Here is an 11,469-nt window from a genome sequence, read left to right as displayed (position 1 = left end):
GCTCAAGGCTTTTTTTATGCAAAAAATCATTAACCTCTTATTAACAAATTAGCACTTGAAAAAACCGTAAATAATTGTATTTTTACGATTCTATACAAATTTCTACTAAATGGGTAAAATAATAGCAATTGCAAATCAAAAAGGTGGTGTTGGTAAAACAACTACCTCTGTCAATCTAGCGGCTTCTTTAGGTGTTTTAGAAAAAAAGGTATTACTTATAGATGCCGATCCTCAAGCAAATGCTACTTCTGGTTTAGGAATAGATGTTGAATCTGTAGAGATAGGAACCTATCAATTATTAGAACATACTAGTTCTGCAAAAGATGCTATTGTAAAAACAGAATCTCCAAACCTAGACTTAATACCAGCTCATATAGATTTAGTAGCTATAGAAATAGAGTTAGTAGATAAAGAACAAAGAGAGTACATGCTAAAAAAGGCATTAGAACCTATTATAGATTTGTACGATTTTATTTTAATAGACTGTGCTCCTTCATTAGGCTTGTTAACCTTAAATGCATTAACAGCTGCTCATGCAGTTATTATTCCTATCCAATGCGAGTATTTTGCATTAGAAGGTTTAGGCAAACTATTAAATACTATAAAAAGTGTTCAGAAAGTTCATAACAAAGATCTAGATATAGAAGGCTTGTTATTAACTATGTACGATGCCCGTTTGCGTTTATCTAACCAAGTTGTTGAAGAAGTTCAAAAGCATTTTAATGAAATGGTTTTTGAAACCATTATACAGCGTAACGTTCGTTTAAGTGAAGCTCCTAGTTTTGGTGAAAGTATTATAAATTACGATGCCAGTAGTAAAGGAGCTAGTAACTACTTGAGTTTGGCAAACGAAGTAATTCAGAAAAATTAATTAAAGGTAATTCAAGGATATTAGGAAGAAGATTTATGGCAAAAGCAACAAAAAAGCAAGCATTAGGAAGAGGATTATCGGCTTTATTGAAAGACCCTGAGAAAGATATTACATCTGCATCAGATAAAAACGCCGATAAAGTAGTTGGCAATATTATTGAGCTTGAAATAGATGCTATTGAAGTTAATCCGTTTCAACCAAGAACTACTTTTAACGAAGAAGCATTACAAGAGTTAGCTACCTCTATTAGAGAATTAGGAATTATTCAACCAATTACCGTTAGAAAAACTGGTGTTAACCAATTTCAATTAATTTCTGGTGAGCGTCGTTTTAGAGCATCAAAATTAGTAGGGTTAAAAACCGTTCCTGCTTATGTGCGTTTAGCTAACGACCAAGAATCTTTAGAAATGGCTTTGGTAGAAAACATCCAACGTCATGATTTAGACCCTATAGAAGTTGCTCTTTCATACCAACGCTTAATAGAAGAAATTAAGTTAACTCAAGGACAATTAAGTGAACGTGTTGGTAAAAAAAGATCTACTATTGCTAATTACTTACGTCTTTTAAAATTAGACCCAATGATTCAAACAGGTATGAAAGATGGTTTTCTTTCTATGGGTCACGGAAGAGCTTTAGTTAATATTGATGACTTATCTGATCAATTAGATATTTACGAGCAGATTCTAACCAAAAAGCTTTCCGTTAGAGCTACAGAAAAATTAGTTCAAGATTATAAAAATAGTGGTTCTACTTCACCACAAGAAAAAGAAACATTAGAGATTCCTAAGCATATTAAAACAGGTAAAAAAGATTTCTCTGACTACTTTGGAGCTAAAATAGATATTAAAATTGGAAAAAAAGGTAATGGTAAAATTACCATCCCTTTCTCTTCTGAAGAAGATTTTAACCGAATTAAAAAACTAATTAATAGTGAAAAATAGTTTTTTAATCCTTGTATTTTTTCTTATCTCTACTTTAGGTTACTCTCAACAAGAAGGAACTCTAACCATTGTTGAAGAAGACTCTAAAAAAGAAAAAAAAGTACAGAAAAAATTAGATCAAAACATAGATCCGCTCTCTCCTGCCCGAGCAGCTTTTTACTCGGCGGTAGTTCCTGGATTAGGCCAAGCTTATAATAAAAAATACTGGAAAATACCTATTGTTTATGCTGGAATGGGAGCTGGTATTTATTTTTATATTAGAAACAACAAACAATACAACAGGTACAGAGATGCATACAAAAGTAGGCTCGCTGGTTTAACCAATGATGAATTCTCTAATGCAGATGGTACTCCTATATTATCTAATGAGTCATTAATAGATGCCCAACAATTTTATAGCAGAAACAAAGAAGTTTCTTTATTAGTAACGGCTGCATTTTATATATTAAATATTATAGACGCAAACGTAGATGCACATTTAATGCAATTCAATGTAAATGAAGATTTATCTATAAGACCTGATGTATATCAAAATGATTTTAACAATAGAACCAACCTTGGTTTAAGCTTAAATTATCAATTTTAACCCTTATCACTTTAAGACTATACTTTAAAAGTCAAATTACATGAACATTGCTTTATTAGGTTACGGAAAAATGGGAAAAGTTATTGAAAAAATAGCTGTAGAAAGAGGACATAAAATTGTGTTAAAAACCACTCGTGACACTTCCGAAATAAATTTATCTAATGTAGATGTGGCTATAGACTTTAGTATTCCGTCTGCTGCGGTAAATAACATATCTACTTGTTTCAATCAAAATACACCAGTAATATCTGGAACAACAGGTTGGTTAGGTAGTTATGATAAAATGGTTGAACTGTGTCAGTCTAAAAAAGGAGCCTTTATATATAGTTCTAATTTTAGTTTGGGAGTAAATATTTTTTTTGAACTAAATAAACAATTAGCTAAAATGATGGCTAATTTAAATCAATACAATGTTAGTATGGAAGAAATACACCATACACAAAAATTAGATGCTCCAAGCGGCACCGCAATTACTCTTGCAGAAGGTATAATAGAAAACACTTCTAAAACTGCTTGGCAACTAGATAGGACTGAAAAGAATACTGAAATTCCTATTGTTGCTAAACGTATTGAAGGAGTTCCTGGTACTCATACTGTTAATTTTTCAAGTGAAATTGATAGTATCGAAATTAAACATACAGCTCATAATAGAAATGGATTTGCCTTGGGAGCAGTTATAGCTGCTGAGTGGATTAAAGGAAAAACAGGAGTTTATAACATGAAAGATGTTTTAGGTTTATAAAATGTTAATTAATTTATAAACTCGTAACATAAAATTTAAACAGAACACTAATACAAAAACTAAAGTTAGACTGAATTTAAAAAGTCAAAAAAATATATCGTATGTCATTAACAAATTGGTTTATCGTTTTCTTAATCATTCAAGTAATTCACTTTTTAGGAACTTGGAAATTATATATAAAAGCTGGTAGAAAAGCATGGGAAGCTGCCGTACCTGTATACAATGCAGTTGTTTTAATGAAAATAATAAACCGACCAAAAGAATGGTATTGGGTTATCTTATTATTTGTTCCTATTGTTAATGTTCTAATGTTCCCCATTGTATGGGTTGAGACCTGTAGAAGTTTTAGAAAAAACACCTACACAGATACTGCTTTAGCTGTTCTTACTGGAGGATTCTACATCTATTACTTAAATTACTTTGTTGATGTACGCTATAAAGAAAACAGAAGCTTAAAACCAATTAGTAGTTCTGGAGAGTGGACTAGTTCAATACTATTTGCTGTAATAGCAGCAACTTTAGTGCATACTTACTTTATGCAACCATTCGTTATTCCCACCTCTTCTTTAGAAAAAACATTATTAAAAGGAGATTTTTTATTTGTAAGTAAGTTTCATTATGGTGCTCGTTTACCTATGACAGCTGTGGCTGCACCTATGGTTCATGACACATTACCAATTGTAAAAACAAAATCGTATATAGCTGATGACTTGAATAAAGACGGATGGAGAAATAAACTTCAGTTTCCATACATGCGTATTCCTGGTTTTCAAAATATTAAACGAAACGATATTGTTGTTTTTAACTGGCCTGCAGATTCTTCATACAACATGGGAGTCAATAATCCAGATAGAAAATATTTAAAACCTATCGACAAAAAAACCAACTATGTAAAGCGTTGTGTTGGTTTACCTGGTGATCATTTAGAAGTTAGAGATGGCTATGTGTTTATCAACGGTAAACAAAATGAGTTACCAGAAAGAGCTAAACCTCAGTTTTATTATATAGTAACTTCTAAAAAGTTTTTATCTGATAAATATTTAGCTGAAGACATAGGCACAACCGAATATAATATTTTTTATAAACTAAGTAAAGAAAAAAATCAGCGCTATCAATTTAGTAATGCTTTACCTTTTCCTGGAGATCCCAATAGTATTTTAGTTGAACTTCCTAGTGTTTATGCTAGTCAGGTAAGACAAAATCCAGATTTTCAAGCTACAGACAGATATGCTATAAACTTATCTAACGAAGAAGCTGAAAAACTCAAAAAGAATCCTGCTATAAAATCTATCGAACGTAGAATTTTACCAAAAGGAACTAGAGGGAATCAAATATTTCCTAAGAATCCTAATTTTAAATGGAATGGCGACAATTACGGACCTATTCAAATACCTAAAGAAGGAGAGTCTATAGATATAAATATTGAAAATCTACCTTTGTACAAAAAGGCAATTACTGATTATGAAGGTAATACGCTTCAAACAAAAGGAAGTGATATTTATATAAATGGTGAAAAAGCAACTAGTTACACTTTTAAACAAAACTATTATTGGATGATGGGAGATAACCGCCAGAATTCATTAGATGCCCGTTCTTTTGGTTTCACTCCTTTTAACCACGTGGTAGGAAAACCCGTATTTGTTTGGATGAGCATTAGTGGTGTTGAAAAAGGGTTTGGAAATATAGCAAACTGGAAGTTTAATTGGGATCGTATTTTTACTACCGTTAACGGTAGTGGTAAACCTAAATCATACTTTTCGTATTTCATTATTGCTTTAGTATTGTGGCAAGGTTTCCGTTTTTACAGAAAGAAGAAAAAGAAAAATAAGGAAGAAGAATTATAATTCATGAACATTCTTATTCACCCAACCTACTTCCCTACTATAGCTCATTTCATTGCTATAGCAAAAGCAGATATTGTTACATTTGAAACTGCCGATAACTTTCAGAAGCAATCGTACAGAAACAGAATGAACATTTATGGTGCTAATGGCAAACTATTGCTAAACGTTCCTGTTAAGCATAACAAAGAAGGATTAAAAACAGCTTACAAAGAAGTTGAAATAGAAAATGTTGAATTATGGCAAAACCAACATTGGAGATCTATTGTTTCTGCCTATAAATCATCTCCATTTTTTGAATATTACGAAGATGAATTACAACCATTTTTCACCAATCCTCAATCATCTTTATTTACACTCAATGAAAATATTTTTAAAGCTTTATGCGACTGTATAGAATTAGATATAAAAATTGAGACAACAACTGTTTACAATAAAGAATATACTAGTGAATCTAGTATTACCGACTTACGTTATTTAGCTAGAGCCAAAAAACCATTTATAGTAAACAATTCGGCTTATATTCAGGTTTTTGGTGACAAACATGGCTATTTACCCAACCTAAGCATCTTAGATTTGTTATTTAACGAAGGACCAAATACTTTAAACTATTTAGAACAAGAAACTCCATTTTGGATATAATGAGGCCGCTCATTCATTATTTTTTACACTTTGGAGTACCTCTATTTATTGCTCTATACTTTTATAAAAAGAAATGGAAACAAGTGTATCTTATCTTTTTAGCTAGTATGCTTATAGATTTAGATCATTTATTAGCCAACCCTATTTTTGACCCTAACAGATGTAGCGTAGGCTTTCACCCATTACATAGTTACTTTGCTGTTATTATTTATATAATCGGACTAGTACCAACAAAAACAAGAGTTCTAGCTTTAGCCCTTCTTTTTCACATCCTTACCGACTATATTGATTGTTTACTTATGTAAAGAAGTTTAAAATTTAAGCAACAAAGACTCTCCATAGTTTTTATATTGAAATCTATTGCATATAAAGAACTATACATACAAGAAACACCATTGTTAAGTATTTAAACTTTATTCATTATTACTTAACAGTCTTTAAGTAAAAGAAAATTACTTATCTGAATTATATGTATCACTATTAATTAAATCATTAATTACTGGAGCTATTTCCTTTGGTACATCCTTATCCCATTTATCAGAAGTTATTCTAGCTATAACATTTGCGTCTTTATCTACTTTTATAAAAGTAGGAATTAGTCTAATTCCATATTTTGAAGTAATTGCCTGTCCATTATCAGCAACATCATTATCCACATTTATTTTAATGAAGGTAGCGTTTTTCATTGCAGATTTAAGCTCTTTATTCTTCATGGCCTTGCTAAACTTCTTACATGGAGCACACCAATCTGCATAAAAATATAAAATTGGCACTTTACCTTCGTTTAAACTTTTGGCAATAACATCTTTTATAGCTGTATTATTTACATCTTTATAATAATAAACAATATCTAACTCATTACTTTTAGATTGTGCTTGAGTTACGTAAGTTCCTAATAGAAATAGAGTAATCAGTAATATTTTTTTCATAACTTTTTTTTAATTAAATCTTACCAAGTAAAACTGGCTTTTATTGGATAATGATCTGAATATTTATTAGATAAATTTTTAAATGATGTAATTTCTAATCGTTCCTCGGCAAGAATAAAATCAATTCTCAACGGAAAAAACTTAAAATCAAATGTTTTTCCGAATCCATTTCCTGCTTCTACAAACGCATCAACATAACCATTTTCTTTAAATTGTTTATAGATATACGAATAGGCTGTATTATTAAAATCTCCTAATACAATTTTCTTATATGAGCAGTTTTTTTGATGTTCAATAATTTTTAATGCCTGATCTTGTTGTTTTACAAACCTTGGTCCTATTCTTTTAATTAAACTCTCTGTAGAAGACTCTGATAATTCTTGCACATTAGGGTTGATATGTAGTGATTCAAAATGAACATTATAAATTCTAATCGTGTCATTTTTTTTTACAATATCTACATAAATTGCTTTATTACTACTATTATTAAAACTAATAACTCCTTTATTTGCAATAGGATATTTAGACATTATAGCTTGACCATATTGGTTCTTATTACCTAGCAAACTTTCATACTGAAAAGGATACGAAAACTTAACACTTTCATCTGGTCTATATTCTTGAAAGGCTATTACATCTGGTTTTTCTTTTTTTACTAAATTAGACACTTCCCCTCCAACATTTCCGTTATCTAACCAATTATACAAGTTAAACAAACGAACATTATAACTCATTACAGATAAGCTATTAACAACTCCTTCAGTTTGTTTAGCTGATGAAAATTTATACAGGGTACCAACATTAGAATAACCTATAACAAGAACTAGTAAGGATAGTAACAATTGCTTTTTTACTTTGAGCAACCAATACAACACAAACAAAGCATTACAAACAATTAATACAGGAACAGACAAACTTAATACCGATAATGCTGAAAAAGTTTTTGGAGGAACATAAGGTAATACATAAGCTAATAATAATACCGCAGCAAATATGCTATTAAGTATATATATTAATTTATCTAATAGGTTAAGTTTTTTCATAAGTAACACTTATATAAACGAAGTATTTACACTATTATTCCTTACCAGCTTGAAATAAAAAATCTTTTTCTTCTTTGCTTAGACTTTCATAACCACTTTTACTAATCTTGTCTAGAATGGCATCTATTTTTTCTTGTTTTATACGCTGTTTCTGAAAAATTGTTTTATCGTTAGTTCGCTTTTGGCTTCTATGTACGGTTTTCATTTTTGCTGGTTTCGGTTTGAACCAACTAGCAATAGAATCCATTATTTTTTCAAAACCTTTTCCTATGTCTTTCCCTTGTTTTAATTGAGAAGCATATATATATCCCAATAATGCTCCTCCTAGATGAGCAAATTCTCCTCCTGAATTATTACCCGGTATTAACGAAATAAAAGCAATTACATACAATCCTGCAATGATCCACAACTTAACTCTAACTTGAGTAATTAGCAATTGTATTTCGTAATTAGGAGCATACGTAGCAGCTCCAATTAACAAAGAAAAAACTGCTGCAGACGCTCCAACTAATATAGAATCTTCATTAATAAAAGCTGGAAACAAATTATAAGCTAATAAAAAACATACAGCACCGGATAAAATTCCTAAAAAGTAAAAATTATAAAGCTGTTTATTTGTAAAAAATCTCGAGAAAATTTGACCCGTAAAATACAATGCTATCATATTACCAAGCATATGCATAAAACTAAAATGCAAAAAACCGTAGGTAAATATGGTCCAAATCTTTAATAGAACACTATTCAAATTATCTGATAGGGCAAAATATTCTCCTATAAAACCAATTCCTTTTTTAGTAGCAGAGTATGCTATCGCATTTACTATAGCAACAACAGTAAAAATTATTACATTTATAGCAATTAACCTTTCATATGGCAATAATGACTTGTATTTAATCTTTAAATCGTCTAACATTTTAATTCCAACGTTTATCGTTAAACTGGTTTTTTTTCCAATATAGCATCATAATAAAACCAATTATGGCTCCTCCTAAGTGTGCCCAATGAGCTACATTTCCTCTTCCAAATAAAGAAAACCCTCCGGTAAAACCTCCTATTAAGTCTATTATTACTAAAAATGATATTAAATATTTAGCCTTTACTGGTATAGGCGGAAATAACAACATTAATTGAGAATTAGGAAATAACATACCAAAAGCAACTAAAACTCCCATAATTGCCCCAGAAGCACCTACTGCAGGAGTATTATAGATATAGTAAAAATTAGTAAGCGATTTTTCAGAAACATACTTTAAAATAGATCTATCGTAATTACCTGTTTCTAGAATGTTATTTACATTCAAATCTGTAAGGCCTGCTGTTATTAAATCATTATAGACAGGTTGAAACTGTAAATAATTGGCTAACGTATAAATTAAACTAGCTCCAATTCCTGCAGAAAAATAAAAGAATAAAAATTTATTTTTACCCCACATTTGCTCTAAGGCAGATCCAAACATCCACAACCCTAACATATTGAACAACAAATGCTGAAAATCTGCATGCATAAACATAGTAGTAAAAAACTGCCATGGCATGAACAAATCATTCTTAATAAAAAATAAAGCCAAATAATTATCTAAATATATTCCTCTAGATTTTAGTAGTTGTGTTCCTAAAAAAACAACAACATTTATGATAACTAAATGCTTTACTGTATTGGTTATTCTAATCATAGTAATTTTTTATCAAAGTCTGTTGTATTATAGGTAATAAACACTGACTTGTTAGTAGGACTAATGGTTGGTTCTTTACAAGCAAACAACCTATTTACCAAATCTTCTTGTTCTGCTGTACTCAGGGCTTTTCCACTTTTAATTGCTAAACTCTTTGCTAAACTTTTAGCAACGATATGAGTATGCAGTTCATTTTCTATTTCAGTTTCATTAACAACAGCCGTTAATAAATCTGAAATAATAATACCAACTTCCTGGTTGCCTATGGCAGCAGGAACTCCACTAATTTCAACCGTTTCATCTTCAAGTTTAGAGAAAATAAAACCTGTACTTTCTAATACTTCTCTAATCGTAGACAGCAAACTCAACTCCTGCGGACTCACGCTTAATGTTACTGGAAAAAGCAATTGCTGACTTACGGCTTCATTAATGGTAATATGTTGCAAAAATTCTTCAAATAAAATTCGTTCGTGAGCACGGCCTTGGTTTATAACCATCATCCCCGACTTTATTTTACTGATAATATATTTATTTTGTATTTGTAAAGTAATATGGTTTTGAGTTACTTCTTTATCTTCAAAAAAAGAGCCTGTAACCTCTTCAGACTCAACCTCTACTATATTAGATTGTTCCAAATTACCAGTCATTTTAGACTCTAAACCTACATATAAACTCTCCCAACCTTCAGTTGATTTTTTAGAATAGCTTGAACCTCCGTAATTACCTGAACTAGATGTCCCTTTAGGTTTTTCGTTTGCAAACGGATTGAAATTACTATCTACTTCTATAGTTGGTGTACCAATATTTTTACTCTGATAACTATAAGGAGTATCAAGGTTTGGATCTCTCTGGAAATCTAATATTGGTGCAATCTGAAATTGCCCCAAGCTATGCTTTACCGTAGATTTTATAATAGCATATAAATCATGTTCATTATCGAACTTAATCTCTGTTTTAGTTGGATGAATATTTATATCTATCGTTTTAGGGTCTACTTCCAGAAACAAAAAATACCCTGGATGAGTTCGTTCACGAAGTAACCCCTCAAAAGCTGCTGTTATAGCATGATTTAAATACGAGTTTTTGATATACCTATCATTAACAAATATAAACTGTTCTCCTCTACTCTTTTTAGCAAATTCAGGTTTTAAAACAAAGCCTGAAATTTTCACAATTTCAGTTTCTTCGTTTACCGGAACTAACTTTTCATTCGCTTTACTTCCTAAAACTCCAACTATTCGCTGTCTATAATTTGCATTCGGTAAATTAAACAATGTATTACCATTATGATGCAATGTAAACGTAATAGATGGATGTGCTAAAGCTACACGTTGAAACTCGTCTATTACATGACGCATTTCTACCTGATCTGATTTTAAAAAGTTTCGTCTAGCTGGAATATTAAAAAATAAATTCTTTACAGCTATAGAAGTTCCAACAGGAGTTACAATTGGTTCTTGAGCAGTAACTTCACTACCTTCTATTTTTAATAATGTACCTAATTCATCAGCTTCTCTCTTAGTCTTCATTTCAACATGAGCAATTGCAGCAATAGAAGCTAATGCCTCTCCTCTAAACCCTTTTGTATTTAACTGAAATAAATCTTCTGCACTAGCGATTTTAGATGTGGCATGACGCTCAAAAGACAAACGAGCATCTGTAACACTCATACCAAAGCCATTGTCTATAACCTGAACTAGGGTTTTACCTGCATCTTTAACCAATAATTGTATACGAGTAGCTTTAGCATCTATAGCGTTCTCTAAAAGCTCTTTAACTACAGAGGCAGGTCTTTGAACTACTTCTCCTGCTGCTATTTGATTAGCAACATGATCTGGTAATAACTGAATAATATCAGACATTAAAATAATTTGATGTTATATTTATCTAGAACAAGAATGGTAATTACCACTAATAATGCTATAATTACTAATAACCTAGATTGAGATTGTTTTTGGTCTTTTTCTTTGTTTACAGCCCTCCAGTCGTCTCTAAAAGAACTCCTTCTAAAACTTCCTTTAATATTACTTTCGGTAGTAGTTCCATGATGTTTCTCATGCAATTTTTGCAAACGCTCTTTACGCTCGTCGTAATAACGAGGTGTATAACCAAAAGATTTATTCTTATTTTGCTTAAATAATGTTGGAAGTCTCATAAAAAAAGTATTTCTGACTTACTCCAAAATTAATCAATTTACAGTA

At 30.9% G+C, this 11,469-nt stretch carries 13 protein-coding genes; 7 read left to right on the top strand and 6 right to left on the bottom strand.

Features of this window, described 5'->3' with window-relative positions:
* Nucleotides 1–109: 109 nt before the first annotated feature.
* The 7 genes from ACFQ1O_RS08495 (at nucleotide 110) to ACFQ1O_RS08465 (ending at nucleotide 5,928) form a co-directional block, all read left to right on the top strand.
* Complete coding sequence (locus tag ACFQ1O_RS08495) at nucleotides 110–871, top strand: ParA family protein (protein WP_377715358.1); 762 nt, start codon at nucleotides 110–112, stop codon at nucleotides 869–871.
* A 35-nt stretch (nucleotides 872–906) separates the two neighbouring features.
* Complete coding sequence (locus tag ACFQ1O_RS08490; protein ID WP_377715356.1) at nucleotides 907–1,812, top strand: ParB/RepB/Spo0J family partition protein; 906 nt, start codon at nucleotides 907–909, stop codon at nucleotides 1,810–1,812.
* A complete protein-coding gene (locus ACFQ1O_RS08485) occupies nucleotides 1,802–2,398 on the top strand; it encodes a DUF5683 domain-containing protein (protein WP_377715353.1) in 597 nt (198 codons plus the stop codon). The genes ACFQ1O_RS08490 and ACFQ1O_RS08485 overlap by 11 nt, the downstream gene beginning before the upstream one ends.
* A gap of 40 nt (nucleotides 2,399–2,438) precedes the next feature.
* A complete protein-coding gene (dapB, locus tag ACFQ1O_RS08480; protein WP_377715351.1) occupies nucleotides 2,439–3,140 on the top strand; it encodes a 4-hydroxy-tetrahydrodipicolinate reductase in 702 nt (233 codons plus the stop codon).
* A gap of 101 nt (nucleotides 3,141–3,241) precedes the next feature.
* Nucleotides 3,242–4,984, top strand: coding sequence for a signal peptidase I (gene lepB, locus ACFQ1O_RS08475; RefSeq protein WP_377715349.1), 1,743 nt, complete (start codon nucleotides 3,242–3,244; stop codon nucleotides 4,982–4,984).
* Between the two features lie 3 nt (nucleotides 4,985–4,987).
* Nucleotides 4,988–5,623: a WbqC family protein gene (locus tag ACFQ1O_RS08470; protein ID WP_377715347.1), complete on the top strand. Its 636-nt coding sequence runs from the start codon at nucleotides 4,988–4,990 to the stop codon at nucleotides 5,621–5,623.
* Complete coding sequence (locus ACFQ1O_RS08465; protein WP_377715345.1) at nucleotides 5,623–5,928, top strand: DUF6122 family protein; 306 nt, start codon at nucleotides 5,623–5,625, stop codon at nucleotides 5,926–5,928. Before ACFQ1O_RS08470 ends, ACFQ1O_RS08465 begins: the two co-directional genes overlap by 1 nt.
* A gap of 147 nt (nucleotides 5,929–6,075) precedes the next feature.
* Here the strand turns inward: ACFQ1O_RS08465 and ACFQ1O_RS08460 are convergent, their stop codons facing one another.
* From ACFQ1O_RS08460 to ACFQ1O_RS08435, 6 genes are read right to left on the bottom strand one after another with little or no spacing between them, the layout of a single operon-like run.
* A complete protein-coding gene (locus ACFQ1O_RS08460; protein WP_377715343.1) occupies nucleotides 6,076–6,552 on the bottom strand; it encodes a TlpA family protein disulfide reductase in 477 nt (158 codons plus the stop codon).
* Nucleotides 6,553–6,572: 20 nt separating this feature from the next.
* Nucleotides 6,573–7,595 carry an endonuclease/exonuclease/phosphatase family protein gene (locus ACFQ1O_RS08455; protein ID WP_377715341.1) on the bottom strand — a complete coding sequence of 341 codons (1,023 nt, stop codon included), beginning with the start codon at nucleotides 7,593–7,595 and terminating at the stop codon, nucleotides 6,573–6,575.
* Nucleotides 7,596–7,629: 34 nt separating this feature from the next.
* Nucleotides 7,630–8,508: a rhomboid family intramembrane serine protease gene (locus ACFQ1O_RS08450; protein ID WP_377715339.1), complete on the bottom strand. Its 879-nt coding sequence runs from the start codon at nucleotides 8,506–8,508 to the stop codon at nucleotides 7,630–7,632.
* A gap of 1 nt (nucleotide 8,509) precedes the next feature.
* On the bottom strand, nucleotides 8,510–9,268 hold the full coding sequence (locus ACFQ1O_RS08445) for a rhomboid family intramembrane serine protease (protein WP_377715337.1): 759 nt from the start codon (nucleotides 9,266–9,268) through the stop codon (nucleotides 8,510–8,512).
* Complete coding sequence (mutL, locus tag ACFQ1O_RS08440) at nucleotides 9,265–11,130, bottom strand: DNA mismatch repair endonuclease MutL (protein WP_377715335.1); 1,866 nt, start codon at nucleotides 11,128–11,130, stop codon at nucleotides 9,265–9,267. Before mutL ends, ACFQ1O_RS08445 begins: the two co-directional genes overlap by 4 nt.
* On the bottom strand, nucleotides 11,130–11,423 hold the full coding sequence (locus ACFQ1O_RS08435; RefSeq protein ID WP_377715333.1) for a hypothetical protein: 294 nt from the start codon (nucleotides 11,421–11,423) through the stop codon (nucleotides 11,130–11,132). The genes mutL and ACFQ1O_RS08435 overlap by 1 nt, the downstream gene beginning before the upstream one ends.
* Nucleotides 11,424–11,469 lie beyond the last annotated feature (46 nt).

The sequence above is a fragment of the Pseudofulvibacter geojedonensis genome (genome assembly GCF_042675745.1).
GTDB lineage: Bacteria > Bacteroidota > Bacteroidia > Flavobacteriales > Flavobacteriaceae > Pseudofulvibacter > Pseudofulvibacter geojedonensis.
The sequence above is the reverse complement of the archived record's forward strand: the minus strand, read 5'-3'. Positions and strand labels throughout refer to the sequence as shown.

Coding starts and splice junctions, on each gene's coding strand:
- ACFQ1O_RS08495 (WP_377715358.1), top strand. CDS start 110: ATGGGTAAAATAATAGCAATTGCAAATCAAAAAGGTGGTGTTGGTAAA.
- ACFQ1O_RS08490 (WP_377715356.1), top strand. CDS start 907: ATGGCAAAAGCAACAAAAAAGCAAGCATTAGGAAGAGGATTATCGGCT.
- dapB (WP_377715351.1), top strand. CDS start 2,439: ATGAACATTGCTTTATTAGGTTACGGAAAAATGGGAAAAGTTATTGAA.
- lepB (WP_377715349.1), top strand. CDS start 3,242: ATGTCATTAACAAATTGGTTTATCGTTTTCTTAATCATTCAAGTAATT.
- ACFQ1O_RS08470 (WP_377715347.1), top strand. CDS start 4,988: ATGAACATTCTTATTCACCCAACCTACTTCCCTACTATAGCTCATTTC.
- ACFQ1O_RS08465 (WP_377715345.1), top strand. CDS start 5,623: ATGAGGCCGCTCATTCATTATTTTTTACACTTTGGAGTACCTCTATTT.
- ACFQ1O_RS08460 (WP_377715343.1), bottom strand. CDS start 6,552: ATGAAAAAAATATTACTGATTACTCTATTTCTATTAGGAACTTACGTA.
- ACFQ1O_RS08455 (WP_377715341.1), bottom strand. CDS start 7,595: ATGAAAAAACTTAACCTATTAGATAAATTAATATATATACTTAATAGC.
- ACFQ1O_RS08450 (WP_377715339.1), bottom strand. CDS start 8,508: ATGTTAGACGATTTAAAGATTAAATACAAGTCATTATTGCCATATGAA.
- ACFQ1O_RS08445 (WP_377715337.1), bottom strand. CDS start 9,268: ATGATTAGAATAACCAATACAGTAAAGCATTTAGTTATCATAAATGTT.
- mutL (WP_377715335.1), bottom strand. CDS start 11,130: ATGTCTGATATTATTCAGTTATTACCAGATCATGTTGCTAATCAAATA.
- ACFQ1O_RS08435 (WP_377715333.1), bottom strand. CDS start 11,423: ATGAGACTTCCAACATTATTTAAGCAAAATAAGAATAAATCTTTTGGT.